This is a genomic window from Chamaesiphon polymorphus CCALA 037 (assembly GCF_003003845.1).
Classification (GTDB): Bacteria; Cyanobacteriota; Cyanobacteriia; order Cyanobacteriales; family Chamaesiphonaceae; genus Chamaesiphon; species Chamaesiphon polymorphus.
In genome coordinates this window covers 1-16,468 of the sequence record NZ_PVWO01000078.1, presented here as the reverse complement: position 1 = coordinate 16,468, position 16,468 = coordinate 1, and the positions used below count along the sequence as shown (strand labels likewise).

The 16,468-nt window shown below is 46.2% G+C and carries 20 protein-coding genes and 1 pseudogene; 20 read left to right on the top strand and 1 reads right to left on the bottom strand.

Features of this window, described 5'->3' with window-relative positions; genetic code table 11:
* Positions 1 to 173 precede the first annotated feature (173 nt).
* The 13 genes from C7B77_RS08585 (at position 174) to C7B77_RS08525 (ending at position 9,809) form a co-directional block, all read left to right on the top strand.
* Positions 174 to 1,376 carry a helix-turn-helix transcriptional regulator gene (locus tag C7B77_RS08585; RefSeq protein WP_146138242.1) on the top strand — a complete coding sequence of 401 codons (1,203 nt, stop codon included), beginning with the start codon at positions 174 to 176 and terminating at the stop codon, positions 1,374 to 1,376.
* Positions 1,377 to 1,688: 312 nt separating this feature from the next.
* Positions 1,689 to 2,552 (top strand): hypothetical protein, encoded by an 864-nt coding sequence (locus C7B77_RS08580; protein WP_106302851.1) that lies wholly within the window; start codon positions 1,689 to 1,691, stop codon positions 2,550 to 2,552.
* A 220-nt stretch (positions 2,553 to 2,772) separates the two neighbouring features.
* Positions 2,773 to 3,588 carry an alpha/beta fold hydrolase gene (locus C7B77_RS08575; RefSeq protein WP_106302849.1) on the top strand — a complete coding sequence of 272 codons (816 nt, stop codon included), beginning with the start codon at positions 2,773 to 2,775 and terminating at the stop codon, positions 3,586 to 3,588.
* A 40-nt stretch (positions 3,589 to 3,628) separates the two neighbouring features.
* The gene (locus C7B77_RS08570) at positions 3,629 to 4,606 is read left to right on the top strand and encodes a homocysteine S-methyltransferase family protein (RefSeq protein WP_106302846.1); all 978 of its coding nucleotides are present in this window, start codon (positions 3,629 to 3,631) and stop codon (positions 4,604 to 4,606) included.
* Between the two features lie 36 nt (positions 4,607 to 4,642).
* Entirely contained in the window at positions 4,643 to 5,158 is a 516-nt protein-coding gene (locus tag C7B77_RS08565) for a GNAT family N-acetyltransferase (RefSeq protein WP_245894119.1), read from the top strand.
* A gap of 28 nt (positions 5,159 to 5,186) precedes the next feature.
* On the top strand, positions 5,187 to 5,852 hold the full coding sequence (locus C7B77_RS08560) for a transglutaminase-like domain-containing protein (protein ID WP_106302840.1): 666 nt from the start codon (positions 5,187 to 5,189) through the stop codon (positions 5,850 to 5,852).
* Complete coding sequence (locus tag C7B77_RS08555) at positions 5,849 to 6,235, top strand: GFA family protein (RefSeq protein ID WP_106302837.1); 387 nt, start codon at positions 5,849 to 5,851, stop codon at positions 6,233 to 6,235. The genes C7B77_RS08560 and C7B77_RS08555 overlap by 4 nt, the downstream gene beginning before the upstream one ends.
* A gap of 118 nt (positions 6,236 to 6,353) precedes the next feature.
* Entirely contained in the window at positions 6,354 to 6,809 is a 456-nt protein-coding gene (locus C7B77_RS08550; protein WP_106302834.1) for a GNAT family N-acetyltransferase, read from the top strand.
* An 18-nt stretch (positions 6,810 to 6,827) separates the two neighbouring features.
* The gene (locus C7B77_RS08545) at positions 6,828 to 7,751 is read left to right on the top strand and encodes a hypothetical protein (RefSeq protein ID WP_106302831.1); all 924 of its coding nucleotides are present in this window, start codon (positions 6,828 to 6,830) and stop codon (positions 7,749 to 7,751) included.
* A 177-nt stretch (positions 7,752 to 7,928) separates the two neighbouring features.
* On the top strand, positions 7,929 to 8,348 hold the full coding sequence (locus tag C7B77_RS08540) for a GNAT family N-acetyltransferase (protein ID WP_106302828.1): 420 nt from the start codon (positions 7,929 to 7,931) through the stop codon (positions 8,346 to 8,348).
* 52 nt (positions 8,349 to 8,400) lie between these two features.
* Positions 8,401 to 8,973, top strand: a complete 573-nt coding sequence (locus C7B77_RS08535; RefSeq protein WP_106302826.1) for a GNAT family N-acetyltransferase — start codon at positions 8,401 to 8,403, stop codon at positions 8,971 to 8,973.
* Positions 8,974 to 9,051: 78 nt separating this feature from the next.
* Positions 9,052 to 9,360, top strand: a complete 309-nt coding sequence (locus tag C7B77_RS08530) for a hypothetical protein (protein ID WP_106302824.1) — start codon at positions 9,052 to 9,054, stop codon at positions 9,358 to 9,360.
* Between the two features lie 101 nt (positions 9,361 to 9,461).
* A complete protein-coding gene (locus tag C7B77_RS08525; protein WP_245894118.1) occupies positions 9,462 to 9,809 on the top strand; it encodes a PIN domain-containing protein in 348 nt (115 codons plus the stop codon).
* On the opposite strand, the gene C7B77_RS08520 is transcribed toward C7B77_RS08525, so the two are convergent.
* Positions 9,774 to 13,388, bottom strand: coding sequence for a WD40 domain-containing protein (locus C7B77_RS08520; RefSeq protein ID WP_106302818.1), 3,615 nt, complete (start codon positions 13,386 to 13,388; stop codon positions 9,774 to 9,776). The two genes, C7B77_RS08525 and C7B77_RS08520, sit on opposite strands and share 36 nt — an antisense overlap.
* A gap of 239 nt (positions 13,389 to 13,627) precedes the next feature.
* Between C7B77_RS08520 and C7B77_RS08515 the strand changes: the two genes are divergently transcribed.
* The 7 genes and pseudogenes from C7B77_RS08515 to C7B77_RS08490 all read left to right on the top strand — a co-directional run.
* Positions 13,628 to 14,155 (top strand): hypothetical protein, encoded by a 528-nt coding sequence (locus C7B77_RS08515; protein ID WP_106302816.1) that lies wholly within the window; start codon positions 13,628 to 13,630, stop codon positions 14,153 to 14,155.
* Positions 14,156 to 14,278: 123 nt separating this feature from the next.
* The gene (locus C7B77_RS08510) at positions 14,279 to 14,746 is read left to right on the top strand and encodes a hypothetical protein (protein ID WP_106302813.1); all 468 of its coding nucleotides are present in this window, start codon (positions 14,279 to 14,281) and stop codon (positions 14,744 to 14,746) included.
* A gap of 96 nt (positions 14,747 to 14,842) precedes the next feature.
* Positions 14,843 to 15,349 carry a hypothetical protein gene (locus C7B77_RS08505; RefSeq protein ID WP_106302810.1) on the top strand — a complete coding sequence of 169 codons (507 nt, stop codon included), beginning with the start codon at positions 14,843 to 14,845 and terminating at the stop codon, positions 15,347 to 15,349.
* Positions 15,337 to 15,486, top strand: a complete 150-nt coding sequence (locus C7B77_RS29775; RefSeq protein ID WP_181243769.1) for a hypothetical protein — start codon at positions 15,337 to 15,339, stop codon at positions 15,484 to 15,486. Before C7B77_RS08505 ends, C7B77_RS29775 begins: the two co-directional genes overlap by 13 nt.
* Before the next feature lie 106 nt (positions 15,487 to 15,592).
* Entirely contained in the window at positions 15,593 to 15,919 is a 327-nt protein-coding gene (locus C7B77_RS08500) for a hypothetical protein (RefSeq protein ID WP_106302807.1), read from the top strand.
* A gap of 35 nt (positions 15,920 to 15,954) precedes the next feature.
* Positions 15,955 to 16,185 carry a hypothetical protein gene (locus tag C7B77_RS08495; RefSeq protein WP_106302804.1) on the top strand — a complete coding sequence of 77 codons (231 nt, stop codon included), beginning with the start codon at positions 15,955 to 15,957 and terminating at the stop codon, positions 16,183 to 16,185.
* An 11-nt stretch (positions 16,186 to 16,196) separates the two neighbouring features.
* A pseudogene (locus C7B77_RS08490) lies at positions 16,197 to 16,468 on the top strand (hypothetical protein); the annotation flags it as partial.

The window sequence follows — 16,468 nt, the reverse complement described above, 5'->3', positions numbered from 1 at the left end:
GATCCATATTGGTCAGCCGCTACAACCAAATAACTGCCAGGAATGTGAGTAAAATCAAAAACTAGACCCTGCCAAATTTCGGCTAGTGCCTGGGCAACCCGTAGAGGATTTGCAGCGGCGATCGATATGTGATGAATCATAATATCTCCTGTGATTAATGTGCGAGCGATGTCTTGTCTTTCTACGTGCTATCATCTGGTAAAATCTTCCCCAATTGCATCCAGAAGAAACGCGATCTTGGTGGGGAAATTAGATCGGCACACCAGAGTGCGATGGCGCGACTTTCCAAAATCCAAGAGCAGGCACGACTTCAGATTCTAGAATTGGAGTCGCTGAATCTGCTACCAGAAGCTGTCAGCAGTCGGATTATGGCTGCATTGCAACGAGCCATACCCGCTGACGATTGCGTGATGTTTGGAGTCGATCCTGGGAGTTTATTGTTCGATCGATTCCTCTGCGCGAGTGATGACGGAAAGGAGTGGATGTTCTGGCTGCAACGGATTTATCTAGTGCGAGAACCGTTGGCTGAAACCAGCTTTCCCGGACTGATGCAGGCTAATCTCGGCACTGTCGCGATTCACGATTTCCCCCATACTTGCCTGGGCGTTCCAGTTCCCATCCTCGATTTGAAGACAGCGAAAGAGTGGCATCATCACTATCACGATATTCAAACACCCGCTGGGGGAATTCTGCGGGCTTGTTTTGCTGCCAGGGGACGTTGGATTGCAGCATTAGAGATGGCTCGACGGGAATCGAAGCACTCGTTTTATCCTACGGAAGTTGGGTTCGTGCGATTATTAGCACCAGCCATTGGGCGAATTCTCCAAGCGGCTTACGAGCGAGAACGGGCTGTAAAAACGGTAGCGGTAGGTGCCGATGCCAGCGGGATCTTGTTACTGGATGCCGATCGACAAGAACTGTTTTGCAATTCGGCTGCCCAACAGTGGCTGCGACAAATTGGCGAGCGAGAAGGCAAGTATCCGACAGCGGTATGGGCAGCGATCGCCCGTCTCAACACCGATCGGGGCACCCCGTCGCGGGCACTGCATGTCTGGACACCCGCAGGCAATTTGCGAATTGAAGCCTCTCGATCGGAGCAAGACGGATCGACGGCGATCGTCTTTGCCCCAGAACGTCCGCCGATTCCCCCTGAATTACCACTCCATTGGCAATTGACGACCCAAGAACGAGAGGTAGTCGGGCTGGTATTCAAGGGTTTGAATAATTCGCAGATGGCGGCAACACTGATGGTGAGCGAACATACCATTGAGTCTCATCTATCCCACACTTACGAAAAACTGGATATACATAGTCGCTCGGAATTGTTAGCTTGTTTATTTCGCGATGTTTATTGGACGCAGATCCAGCCATTCTAGTCGATCGAGGTCGGGTGTTAATATTACCTGTTGATTCAAAACCAAGGGATTTTTCTGTCCGATTGAAAATCGGCACAAATCGCCTTGTCTCAACCATACTTTTGTTTCTTAAAAACCATACTTTAGATCCATACTTTTCTGTACAGACAGGAATAAATCTAATCGATATGCTTGATTTATAGATGTAAAACTCAAGATGAAATCGATCCTTCCTGGAGCAGTTGGAGATCGAAATTAAATCGCAAATCGCAAGATCCAAAAGCATAATCTTGCTTTACTTCTATCAAATCATCAACAACAAGGATTATTACTATGAACCGAAAACTATTGGCGATTGCCACTGCAACGATCGCTTCACTCAACCTCCTGTCAGCTAATCTCGTCCAAGCTGCACCCCAACGGATCGATATTGTCGATCGGGAATCCAATGATGCTGCTAACACACCTCAAAAAATTGGCGTACTGCATTTCGATCGGGTTTATATGATTAAAGGCAATCTCAGAAACAACCAAGATCGAACAGACAATTATAGTTTTAATATTGGCCGCAAGGCTCAGTATATAGCGACTCTAGTTATCCCAAATCAGCAAAATGCTGAAATGCGCCTGTACCGTAACGATACTCCGATCGCTACTGCCAAGTCAGGTGTGGCAATCGATCGGGTTTTGGATGCTGGCGATTATCGATTGGAAGTAATTGCTCCCGCTGCTGTTGCGCCATTTGAATATGTGATTCCGTTGGTTACGCCAGTGCCTCCTCCGCTGCGTTTGACAATAGAAAATGCCAAAGCACTATCGAAATTTGACGATCGGGCGATTTCGCTCGGTACAGATCGGGCTGACTTTCGGATTAAACCGACGATCGATGGTCGAGCGATGGATTCCAAAAAAATTGCGGAGGATGATACTCCAGCTTTCAATCACACAGTCACCTATCAGCCGAATGCGAATCAGCTCACAATCCCAATTATCTTGCGACTATCTGAGGAAGATCCTGGTAGTGATGAGACTGCGGCTATCAGTCCCGATCCCAACCAAAAAGACTTGCAACTGCAATATGCTGTCCGAACGGGCGAAGTCTTTGGCCCGAATGGACTGCGCGGACGGCTCGGCGAAACCCTAACTGTAGCGGGAACCAACGGCAAGAAGGCCAGTATTACCTTCCGCATTGATTAATCGATCGAGGTTGGGCGGTTCGATCTCACAGTCTTTGTTCTAAACAAAGTTTGACAGCCAAGCGCAAAACTATCGCCCAACTTTTTCTTCAAGTCATTGACCAAAAGACGCGCGAGAGGCGCAATTCTCAATTCTCAATTCTCTGTCTTGTCTCTCTAAACCGTCGGGCAACAAAGGCGTGCGAGAGCCGCAATTCTCAATTAATTTAAGGAGATTTTGTATGTCGAACCCCACGATTAAATCTGTCGAGCTTCCCGATCGGATCGCACTCTCTTATGTCGAACAAGGAGATCGATCGGGCATTCCCGTTCTGCTCCTGCATGGAGTTACCGATTCGTGGTACTCCTACCAGCCCGTGCTGCCGCATTTACCCGCATCCATGCACGTTTTTGCTTTGACACAACGGGGGCACGGCGATTCCAGCCATCCGATGTCTGGTTATCGCTTTAATGATTTTGCGTCGGATCTGGCAGCCTTTATGGACGCACTGGAAATTCGATCCGCCGTCATCGTCGGTCATTCGATGGGCAGTTCTGTGGCTCAACGCTTTGCGATCGACTATCCCGATCGGACAGCGGGGCTGGTGCTGGTAGGTTCCTTTGTCAACTTCCGATCCAATCCTGATGTCCAGGCAATTTGGGACGCTGCCATCTCGACACTCACCGATCCGGTCGATCCAGATTTCATTCGAGATTTCCAACAGAGTACCCTGGCTCAACCAGTGTCGCCAACCTTCTTTGCAGGCGTAATCTCCGAGAGCATGAAAGTTCCGGCACACGTTTGGAGAGCAGCTTTTGCAGGCTTTCTGGAGACGGATTTTTCTGATGAAATCAAGCAAATCGCCGCCCCAACACTGGTTATCTGGGGCGATCGAGATACATTCTGTCCCTGGAGCGAACAAGAGAGTTTGATGGCGGCGATCGCGGGTTCGCAGTCGATCGTCTATCGAGATGCCGGACACGCTCTGCACTGGGAACAACCCGATCTCTTTGCGTCCGATCTAGTGTCTTTCATAGAAACCTTGTCACAACGCTAAACCAGTTAACACCAACCCAAAATATTAAAGGAGCAATACCATGACTCAATACCGAAATAACCTACCCCAATTATCTGGCGATCTATTTATCACCGATGGCGGCATGGAAACCACTCTCATCTTTCATGAAGGATGGGAATTACCAGAATTTGCATCGTTCGATTTGCTCAAGCACGAGGCTGGATTTCAAGCGATCCAAAAATACTTCCGCACCTACTGCAATCTTGCCAAAAATTATGGTGTGGGCTTAATTTTAGAAAGCGTAACTTGGCGTGCTAACCCAGACTGGGGACACAAACTCGGTTATAGTTCGGCACAATTGGCAGACATCGACCGCAAAGCGATCGCGCTGTTGCAAGATATTCGCCAAGAATATGAAACCGCAGGATCTCGAATCGTCATTAGCGGTTGTATCGGGCCGCGTGGCGATGGTTACATCCCTACCACGGCGATGACAGTCGAGGCAGCGGCGGATTACCATCGTCCTCAAATCGAAGTCTTCCGCGATACTGAGGCAGATCTAGTGACCGCTATGACCATCAACTATGTGGAAGAAGCGATCGGCATCGTCAAAGCCGCCCAAGCTGTCAATATGCCTGTAGTTATCTCTTTTACGGTGGAAACCGATGGCAAATTGCCCACAGGACAAAGTTTACCAGAAGCAATCGATCGAGTCGATGCCGAGACTGATAACGCTCCTGCCTATTACATGATTAATTGTGCCCATCCGACCCATTTTGCTGATGTGCTGACAGCAGGTGAAGCCTGGGTAAGTCGGATTCGCGGGATTCGAGCTAATGCTTCGAGCCGCAGTCATGCCGAACTAAATGAGGCACCGGACTTGGATGAAGGTAATCCCACCGAGTTGGGGCAACAGTATCGCGATCTGCGATCGAAATTCCCCAATTTCAATGTCTTGGGCGGTTGCTGCGGTACGGACGATCGCCATGTCGAAGCTATCTGTAAAGCTTGTTTGCCAGCAGCTTGGGCATATTATAGCGATCGATTACATGTGTAGGCAAACGATCGAAGGTGAAAACCAATCCTGGAGGCTATGATGTCAGTACGTGTTTTGATTAGAAAACCAACTCCAGCAGATTGCCAAGAATTGTTGGCACTGCATCATCGAAGCCAGGAGTTTCACCATCCTTGGGTGACTCCGCCATTGAACGAACGCGATTGTCAAGATTATATCGATCGGTGTCACCAGGCAGATTTTGAAGGGTTGTTAATTTGCCATGTTGCTAACGATCGAATTATTGGGGTTGCAAATTTCAGTCAAATATTTTATCGATCGTTTCAAAATGCTTATCTTGGTTATTATGCAGATGTAGATTTTGCCGGACAGGGTTTGATGTCAGAGGGAGTTCGGTTGGCGATCGATTATGCTTTTGGCATACTCAAATTGCATCGAATTGAAGCTAATATCCAACCCGAAAATCGAGCATCAATCGATTTAGTCAAGCGATTGAATTTCACCAGAGAGGGATTTTCGCGACGCTATTTAAAAATCGATGGCGAATGGCGCGACCACGAACGCTACGCTCTGACTGTTGAAGATTGGCATTAAATGAAACATCTATTTAGCTAAGATCGAGATGGAAAAATATTTAAAAGTTAGTAAAGTTATCGATTGGCAGCATCTCGATATTCTGGAATGTGCCAAGCAAATTGCAGCGGGACATCAAACCCCAACAGCGATCGCTCAAGCATGTTTTGAGTGGGTGCGAGATGAAATTTATCATAGTTGTGACTATCAGATGAATCCCACCACCTGTCTAGCTTCAGACGTACTGAAATATAGAACGGGTTATTGCTTTGCTAAAAGTCATTTGCTAGCAGCACTGTTACGTGCAAATCAGATTCCAGCGGGATTTTGCTATCAAAGATTGAGTATCGACGACAAAGGTGCGCCTTACAGCTTGCATGGTTTCAATGCGATTTATCTACCCGATCTTGGCTGGTATCGAGTCGATCCCAGAGGTAATAAAGAAGGCATTGATGCTAAATTTTTGCCACCCCAAGAATATTTAGCATATCGGATTCAACTTCCAGAAGAGGTGGATTTTCCCACAATTATGGATGAACCACTTCAGATTGTTGTCGCAGCATTGCAAGCCAGCAGTACATGGGATGACTTGCGGGACAATCTACCAGATATTTCTAGAGAATCCGCGCCAGAGTATGGTTTGTTTTCAAGAATTGAGAATGGAAATATTCGATCGATCCCAGCACATCATTACATTAACAACTCGAACTCATGAATGACTTAACAACTTTTACTGGTGGCTGTCATTGTGGTGCGGTCAGATATCGCGTCTTGGTAGAAAAACTAGCGGCGATCGATTGTAATTGTTCGATTTGTCAGAAAAAAGGTTTCATTCATCTCATCGTTCCTGCCGATCGATTTACCCTATTACAAGGACAGGATGAATTGAGTACCTATACCTTCAATACTGGTACTGCCAAACATCTTTTTTGTCGCAACTGTGGCATTCATTCCTTCTATCGCCCCCGCTCCCATCCTGATGGCTATGACGTGAATGTGCGATGTTTGGATGACAAGGCGATCGATCTATTCGCGACCTCTCAATTTAACGGTGCTAAATGGGAAGAAAACATCGATGAAATTCGCGATTACAAGTAGATAAAATACTAGTTGACGACATTTTACTGCCAATTACAAGGCGCAAAATAAAATTATTTACAACCAATTTAGAGCAGATTATAGCAACAGATGTTGAAGCTTTGAAAGCGATCTAATCATGAGAACAGCACTACCCATTGATATAGAGCAACTGGTCGAGCTGATGGCGGAGTTTTATGCCGAAGCAGGCTACGAACTCAATCGTTCTCATGCAGCTTCATCTTTCGCCACCCTTCTCGCCAACAAACGTTTTGGATATGTTTGGGTCATCCAATCGGGAGACAAGGATGTCGGGTACATAGTCCTGACGCTAAAATATGGCATGGAATATGGAGGTTTGATGGCGTATGTAGACGATTTTTTCATTAGATCTCCTTTTCGCAATGCAGGTCTTGGTACGGCAGCTTTGCAAGTAGTTTGTGAGTTTTGTAAATGCCATCAAATTCGGGCTATATCGGTCGAAGTAGGGCATAAAAATGAAGCAGCCCAAACCGTGTATCGACGGGCGGGATTTGTCGATGTCGATCGTCAATTTCTCACTTTGGCACTTGCCAATCCCACACATGTCGTCTAACAATTCGATGTTATTTTCATGCTTATGCAATCTACATATACTTATACATCTATTCTGCATGATGCCATCAAAGTTGACTGGCAAGTAGCAGATCTAATTGGTGGAGACAAACAACTAGATTTCACCAAATCTTTTCTACCAGAAGCTCTAGTTGGTAGCGATGCAATCGAATGTTTGAATGCCAGAGAAAAACTCCTACTCAACCAAATTAGAGGCAAGAGTTATCTACACTTATTTGTCTTGGTTGAAGAATTCATCATTCCAATGGTGTGGGCACAACTACAGCGCAAAGGCTATCGCGATGCCGATGCCCTACACGCCTTACTTTGTTTCACGGAAGAAGAAGGCAAACACATTCGTTTATTCCAAAACTTTGCTGCTGCATTCGATCGAGGGTTTAATACGCCCTGTGCGGGTGTCGAACCTCGCGAAGAAATTGCCAAGCAGGTTTTGACATACCACCCGTTGAGCGTGTTGTTATTAACGCTGCAATTTGAGTGGACAACTCAGAGTCACTATTTGGAAAGCGTCCGCGATAATCATGCCGAAAATCTCGATCGCTGTTTTAGCAATTTATTAAAATATCACTGGCTAGAAGAAGCCCAACATACTAAGTTGGACGCTTTATTATTGTATGAATTAGTGCCAACGATGCCCGATCGCGAGATTGAAATAGCGATCGAAGATTATCTAAAATTGGTAACAATACTGAATGAGATCTTGATGGCTCAGGTGCAACTAGATTTAGTCAGTTTACAAGCAGCAATTTCGCGTCCGCTGACAACTGCTAATCTCCAAGAAATTCAGTCCCATCAATCGCAAGCCTATCGCTGGGCATTTCTCTGTACGGGATTAACCCATCCTAACTTTGTCAAAATTCTCAACGATATCAGCCCGACACTCAAAACACGAGTAACAGCATTGGCTCAGTCATTGAGCTAGGGAAATTAATTGAGAATTGAGAATTGAGAATTGAGAATTGCGGATGCGCGCACGCCTAAGTTACCCGACGGTTTAGCGAGACAAGACAGCGCACCAAGCAATGTCAGGAGATCGACGATTCGATCTTTAGAGTCGAACGTGATGATTTAGAACTAAAGTTTTGAGGGATTTTAATTAATGTCGATTCAATTAACAGCATCTGATTCACATATTCTTGAATGCTTTCCAGTCTTGGCTCAATTACGTCCACACCTGAAACAAGAGAATTTTTTAGAGCAAGTTCAGCGTCAACAGCAAGGTGGTTATCAGCTTGCTTTTTTAGAGCGAGACGATCGAGTTGTAGCTGTAGCAGGGTTCTGTATTTCTGAGTGTTTAGCGTGGGGACGATTTTTATACGTTTACGATCTAGTTGTTGATGAAGCAGAGCGGTCAGAGGGTTGTGGACAAAATCTATTTGAATGGTTGATGAACTTTGCCAGAAACCATGATTGCCAGCAGCTACATCTAGATTCAGGAGTTCAGCGTTTTGATGCTCATCGGTTCTATTTGCGACAACGGATGAACATTGCAAGTCACCATTTTTCGCTAAATTTGTAGGATTCAAAATTAAGTTAGGCTAACAATCGATCGACTGGATAAATAACATCATATGGACATCCAAATTCGTCTAGCTCGCCCAGAAGATATTACTGCCTTAGTGAGTCTGATTCCAGAATCCGCTAGAACACTTCAAGCAACTTATTATACTTCCGAACAAATTGAAGGAGCGTTGGGAACCGTTTTTGGTGTTGACCGCCAGCTAATCGAGGATGGAACTTATTTCGTCGCCGAGAACGCGCACCAAATTATCGGCTGCGGTGGTTGGAGCAAACGAAAAACGCTGTATGGAGGCGATCTGGGCAAAACAGCGGCAGAAGATCGGTTACTCGATCCAAGCTTTGATTCGGCAAAGATTCGTGCGTTCTTCGTTCGTCCTGAGTGGGCACGCAGAGGGATTGGCAGCCAGATGATGGAACGGTGTGAAGCAGCATCTTTAACAGCCGGATTTAAGACGATTGAGATTATTGCCACTTTGGCGGGCGAACCGCTATATCGCAGGTTCGGCTATAACGTGAGTGAGAAATTTGAGATTTCGCTTCCCAACCACAGCGTTCTTCCGGTCGTGCGGATGGTCAAAAGTTTTGCACAGACCTACTCTGATAAAGTGAGAGATCTAACCTAATCCAAGATTTTGAAAGATTGCCAACAGGAGATCGATCCTGTTGCTAAGATAGTTGTGTGCTGTTTCTACATATCTAAGATGAATACTCCACAAATTCCTACAGCAGACCAACGGTTCGATCTCCTTACCGAAATCGAACAAACTCCAGATGAGTACATACCGGAATTATTAAAAATTGTTCGGAGTTTCCGCCAACATTCAATTGTCAAGCAAACATCTACAAATGCTTGGAACAGGGCGATCGATCGAATTAACAGTACTGAAGGACAGGAACAAACTCAAGCAGCAATCGGGAAACTATTTCAAGATTGGATTGAATTAGATGAAGAAGAGGAACAAAAGGAAACTTTGGGAATAATTGAATCTATCGAAGGCGTTTCAATTTAATGAATCGGTTAATAGTTTTAGATTCTGCGCCTGTTGGATTAATAACGAATCCAAAAGCTACACAATTGGCGTTGCAATGTCAGAGATGGTTGCTAAGTCTTTTGCAGAGTGGAGATCTCGCGATCGTACCAGAGATCGTAGATTATGAAATTAGAAGAGAATTATTACGCGCTAATAAACAATCTGGAATTGGTAAATTAGACCAATTAAAATCAGAACTTATCTATCTTCCCATTACTACCGAGGTAATGATACAGGCTGCGGAATTATGGTCGCAAGTCAGGCAACAAGGCAAGCCGACTGCCGATGACAAAGCATTAGATGGTGATGTGATTTTAGCAGCACAAGCAATGTCCGTAACAAATAATGCTCGTGAGGTGATTGTTGCTACAAGTAATCCCAAACACTTGTCTTTATTTGTCGATGCCAGAGATTGGCAAGATATCTAAACAACCTAAAGCTTTCAAAGTTGCCTGCTGTGCCTCGGTAATTCCAGTCACGCCCGCAATATTCGTACCTTCATAGGGTCGATCGATTCTCAAGATCTGACTGCACTCGCCCATTTTGACATCCCACAGTCGAATCGTTTCATCGCTACTGCTACTCGCCAAGGTATTGCCATCTGGACTCCACGCGATCGACCAAATCCGCTGTTGGTGTCCTGACAGAGTATGCAGGCATTCATAATTATCCACATTCCAGATCTTAATCGTGCCATCGTCACTAGCCGTCGCGAGCGATCTGCCATCGGGACTCCAAGCGATCGACCAAATTAAACCACTGTGAACGATCGAGGTGTCTTGCCAAGTCTCGGTTTCCAGTTGCCACAGGCGGACGGTAAAATCGACCGTGCTAGTTGCCAAGCATTTACCATCGGGACTCCAAGCCAGTGTCGCGCCCCAGACTCGATCGTCATCCAATACTTGCAAACATTCCCCAGTTTCGACATCCCACAACCGGATCGTGCGATCGTTCCCCGCTGTGGCTAATATTTTGCCATTGGGATGCCATTTCAAGCACCAAATCCAACTGAGATGACCGGATAAAACCTTCAGACATTCTCCCGTCTGGGCATTCCAGACCCGAACGGTGAGATCGTTGGTGCTGCTACCAGTCGCCAGCATCGTACCGTCTGGACTCCAATCTAAGCACCACACCCAACTAGCATGACCGTGTAAGGTGGTCAGACATTTACCCGTATTGGTATCCCAGAGTTTGATATTAGTATCGCTACTACCACTGGCAACTACCGCTCGATTCGGACTCCACGCCACCCCAAACACCCACCCTTGATGTCCGATCGCATTGTGCAGGCATTTTCCAGTAGCAGCATCCCAAATCCGCACCGTGCGATCGGTACTACTACTTGCTAGGTATGTACCGTCAGGACTCCAAACTACGCTTCTAATCCAGTTGGTATAACCTTGCAAGATCCGCCGACATTGCCCCGTTCCCACATTCCACAGGCGCACGGATTGGTCGTAACCGCCACTAGCGATAACTTTGCCCCCAGATGCCCAACCGATCGTCCAGACGGGTTCTTGATGACCTTGAAGCGTTTTCAGACATTCGCCGTTAACTGGATTCCAGAGTTTGATGGTGAAATCGCCACTGCTGCTGGCTAAAATTTGACCGTCGGGACTCCAGGCTATTTCATAAATCCAGCTTTGATGTCCGGCGATCGTGCGGATCGGGTCTCCGGTTTGGACATTCCACAGCCGAATCGATCGGTCGGAACTAGCACTAGCTAAAATTTGACCTTCAGGATGCCACGATTCGGGACTCCACGCCACCGATCGCACCCAATAACCCTGCACCTCGATCGTGTCGATACAGCGACCGCTATCGGCATCCCAGAGGCAGATCGTGCCATCGTCGCTACCGCTGGCAATGGTGTTACCGTCTGGACTCCAAGTGACATACCAGACTAGATTTTGATGGGCTTGGCAAGTATGCAGGCATTCTCCCGTCTGAGCGTTCCAAATTTTAATATCTCGATCGCCGCCACCGCTGGCAATTAGTTTACCATCTGGACTCCAGGCGGCTTTCCAAACCGATGCTTGGTGTCCGACAAAGGTATGCAAACATGCTCCCGTGCGGACATCCCAGAGTTTGATGGTGCGATCTTCGCTGCTGCTAATAATTTTCGTGCCGTCGGGATGCCAAGCTACGGATAAAATCCAGCTTTGATGACCTCTCAAGGTTAATAACGGTCGATCGAGATCGAGAAGATCTTTATCTGTCTCGCTCGTACTCCATAGTCGAATGGAGGCATTACTATCACCAAAAGCCAGAATACTATTATCGGGACTAAAAGCGATGCCAAGGATTGCGCCAAAGGTTTGGGTGAATGTACAACGATCGAAATCTGCACCGCTCAAGTTGACTCGATGTAATGCTTTCCCTTGAAGATCGGCATGACGAATACTCAAGTGGGAAAAATCGAAACCACCGAGATCGATCGCCAGATGGAGAGATAAATTGAGGATATTGCCCGCTCCATAATTGCTATATTTAATTTCTAACTTATGGATGGTGGCGATAATTTGTCTAACTTGGGTTTTTAAGGTAGTTGGATCGGCAAAGTATTCTTGAAGCTGGGTGGCGATCGGTTGCAGTATTAGGGAGATCTGACTGTTACGAATATAGTCTTTGACATTGGTTTTAATTAAGGCATAGTGGATGATTTTTTTGGGTTTGTCAGTAATTAATTCTTCCGAAATTTCGGCAATGAGACACTCGATCGTGTATTCCATCACTACAGGTTGCTGAGTGTATTGACCCGATCTTGTTTCAATTAGGTTGCGCCAACTCAAGGATTCCAAAGCTTCTAGTAAACTCGCTCTGGGGATGCGCGGCACAATACTTGCTTGCAACTCGGCGATGCTCGTCCATTCGCGATCGAGTGCCAGCCAATACATAATCGTTTTTTCTAATTCCGACAATCGCTCGAACTGTCGATCCAAAAGTCGTCGCAATCCATTAAAAATGAGGGTATCTTGAGCTAAGAACGCCCCAATTTCGCCATTAAATAAACTTTGAATCGATGCCGCCGTAATCTTTAAAGCTAACGGACTATAACCATAACGTTCGCCTAATTGTTGCCGTTCGTCCTCACTTCCGGTCAATCCCTTGGAGGTAAATAGTGCGAATGCAGCTTCGGGCGAACCCGTCAGCGGTAGCGATCGCACGGTGCCATCTATTGCTTCAAAAGTACTAACTTCAGCAGGTTTTTCGCGACTGGTAAGTAATATGCAACTTTGATGATTTGTTTCACCTACCAACCGGAATAAATCTCCATAGTTCTCGTATCCAGGTTGATACAAACCAGTCCGTTCGCCAGCCTGCATGATAGTTTCCACGTTATCAAAAATTACCAGACAACGGGATTGTCTCAACCAGTACAACAATCTTGCTGGTGTGGGTTCGGTATCTTGCTGTTGCGAGAGAAAAGGAACTAAATCTTTGAGTAAAGTTTCCAAAGGTGGGGCATTGCGAAGCGATCGCCAAATCACCCTCGCAAACCGATCTTGCAATCGATCGATTAGTTTAGCAGCCAGAGAACTTTTGCCAATGCCACCCATCCCTAACAGGGCAATTAATCTGCAACGATCGGCTTCAATCCAGTCCGTAAGGGTGGCTAATTCTGTCGTCCGACCATAAAAGATCGAAACATCGATGGCTTCCCCTCGATCGATATGTGCAGCCGGAGATTCAACTTCATCGATCGGGGCGATTGCCACCCGATCTTTTCTTGTGGGAGTCGGCGCGGTTAATTGGCTGAAAACGCCACGGATATTGGTTTTATTTAACTTGCGATCGAAGGCATCGCTTAACAGCTTCCAAAATTTCGGGCCGAGATCCCGTTGTAAATAGTTGATGGAATACCCAGATCGATCGGCAATTTGCTCGTAGGTGGCATCTTCCCACGCACCATTGAACAGGGCGATTTCCACCTCAGAGAGTTGCCGCCCGATCCGATCGGATATGGCAGAATCAACCAGTGTCAATGCCTGCTGTAACTCCATTATCCTTGTCTCCGATCGAGTCCCCTATGGATATCTAAGCATAGCTACCATCCTTTTTCAGCGGTGCAACATACTTTTTAAAGAATTTTTCCATACTCTACCTCCATACTTTCCTGTACAGACAGTTACTCGTTTAAATTTTATCTTGAAAGTATCGAGTTAATTGAATCGAGTAACAAGCATTAAATACTCGATTCAAGTTAACAACAACTGTCATTAAATCAAAGGAAATCATCAGTATGAAACGTCAATTTTTAGCGATCGGATTATCCACTATTTCTGCTCTAGGTACATACTCCGCGATCGCTCCAGTGTCGGCACAATCCCCTGTGCAATCGAGCACGATCGAAGTTCGAGTCGATCGTGCGGACACTGCACCAGTTGCTTTCGATCCGGGGAATGCGATCGAATCTCGTCCAGATATGTTTGTCAGAGTATTCGTCGATGGCGAACGCATCGCTTTCGCCACTGCACCTGAAAACCAGTCCTCAGTTAAGTTTGGCGTGCGTGCCAGCGGTCGCAGTACCAAGTCTTTAGTTCCAGTTCGGGTGGAACTGTATGACAAAGACAATAACGCTCAAGAAGGGATCGATATCAACCCCCTCGGTGGATTGAAAATTCTCAACCTGCGCTATAACCCAGCCACAGGCGAGATCCTCAACGAGCAAGGTAAACCAGTCGCTCAACGCGATCGAGCCTTTGACATGGAAGGTTTGGGCGATGGAGAAAAGAAAGCCACAATCCGACTCAGTATCGCGCATAAGTAAGGTTCGATCGATGGCAAGTAGATCTCGAATACCTGCTATCGCAACTACATCTTTAGTTAATGGCTGGGCATTTCATCCCAATCAATCGCCATTAACTTCTCAACACCAAGGAATTACAAAATTATGAAACATTATCATTGGAGCGCGATCGCTGTTTCAGCCTTATCGATACTGAGTAACCTTGCTTTTTCAGCTCTACCCAGTGCCGCGCTCGAACACAAGGAATTAGAGAAAATGACCGATCGCTGTAGTGGCGATGTCATTATCGTCCCCACCTACAACGCACCATTAACTACCGATGGCAGCCTTTATCTCAAGCGCGATCGATCGGGTAATACCGATTTCAGCGATTATCTGCGGGTAGACGATCGCCAAATTCGCTGGTACTGCAAGAGCAATAGCTCGTATTCAGCATTAGATCCCGGTGCATGGCGAATCAAGCTTGGGACGATTCTCAGTCCGGTTCAGGTGAAAGTAGCAATTGTCAAAGATGGGTGGTTTGCCGAGCGATCGCGGTGTCCTGCTGGCACATCTCACATTCGGGCGCGACTGGGAACCGATCGACTACTCAGAATTGTTTGCTACAAATAATCTCGATCGTTTGCCTCATAAATTATTCAGGCGAAATGTCTCACCTGAATGGCTTACTAACTAGACCTCAATTAACCAACCAGGAGATAAATTAACATGAAACGACAAATTTGGGCGATCGGTTTAGCGGGACTGTCTGCGATCGCTGCATTATCAGTTACAGCTTCACCCAGTATGGCAAGTGGCAAAGAGCTGGAAAAAATGACCGATCGTTGTAGTGGCGAAGTCATTATCGTCCCCCGCTACAATGCGCCACTCGATACGCCTGGAGCCATCTTGCTCAAGCGCGATAAATCGGGAGAGACACCCCTGAGCGATAGTTTGCGTGTAGATAGCAGACAAATTCGGTGGTACTGCAATAGTAAGAGCCAGTTCAAAAATCTCGATCCGGGTACATGGCGGATTCAAGAAGTGCAGCTAGGATCTGAGTGCAAAGACGATCCCGCTGGGACGATTGCTTGTAAACCATCAGGATCGATTAAGTTAGGTTCATCTGCCAAGAATGGTTGGTTTGCCGAACGATCGCGCTGTCCCGAACAGACAACAAATATCCAAGCCAAATTAGGTAAAGATCGACTATTACGCATTATTTGCTACAAATAAGACTCGATCGATTTACTTGGATATTTTATGGCATCCAAGCGTCGGTAATCGATAAAGAAGTTGTTAATATCCATACTCAACTCTCGATCGGGGGTTGGGTATTTTTGGGCGATCGATCTCCATCGCCTACTGTCTAAACACCATACTTTTCTGTTCTTTAGATCCATACTTTCCTGCACAGACAGGAGCAGATTCAAATTGTACATTACAAATATCAGGTCGCTCATTCATCACACACCCACAATGAAAAAGATCGTGACACCCAAACAACAACACAGACCGATCGCTGAAATTGAGACCGATTTAATCGATTGTCTGCTGGCAGCACCAACGATCCCCTATCCTTGGAATCCCGCAGATCCCGACACCGCCGACTACTTCGCCGACTCAGATCGCCTCTTTAGCCTCGAAGATTTGTCAAATGCCAATCTTGGCGTTGGCGTACTTCGACTTCGCTCAGCACAAGTAGCCGCTTCTGTGGAGAATCGATCTCAAGTTTTATTTCCTCAGATCCAATCCGATTGGATCGATACAACCACAGCCGCATTCGATAAGATTCACCAAAATTAAACCTTTACGATTGCTCAGATCGGAGACCGGGAACCATGCAAAAACAACTTCAGAAACTCCTAAAAATTGCAGTTGCGGTAGCAGTTGAAATCTTGCTCAACGTAAGTGGTCTCGATACGCTAGCTAGCTATAGTGAATTTGTCTTCGATCCGCAGCGATTCGATAAATCTAGTTTCACACTGACATTAAACTCTTTCGTTCAGCCCTTGATCGATATGTTCGTAAATTCGGAAGATTTGGAAAGTTTAGTAGCAGCGATCGAATAAAGGAGATATTTATGCAAATTCGATTTACAAAATGTGCGGGCAAACAAGACTGGATGGAATGCCTGCGTGACAATGGCACATCCACTCGTTGCCCCATGCCAAAACAGGGCATTCTGCCCCACGATTTCGTGCATTATGTGGTGGAAGATACGCTAGATTTACGCCAAGGATTTTGGGGGATTCTGGCGATCGGAGTCGGCTTCCCCACCTCCACCCCACCTTGGAATGCTGCTGATTTCGACATTCCTGATTTAACTAAAGCTTTGCAAGCAGAATCTCTGGT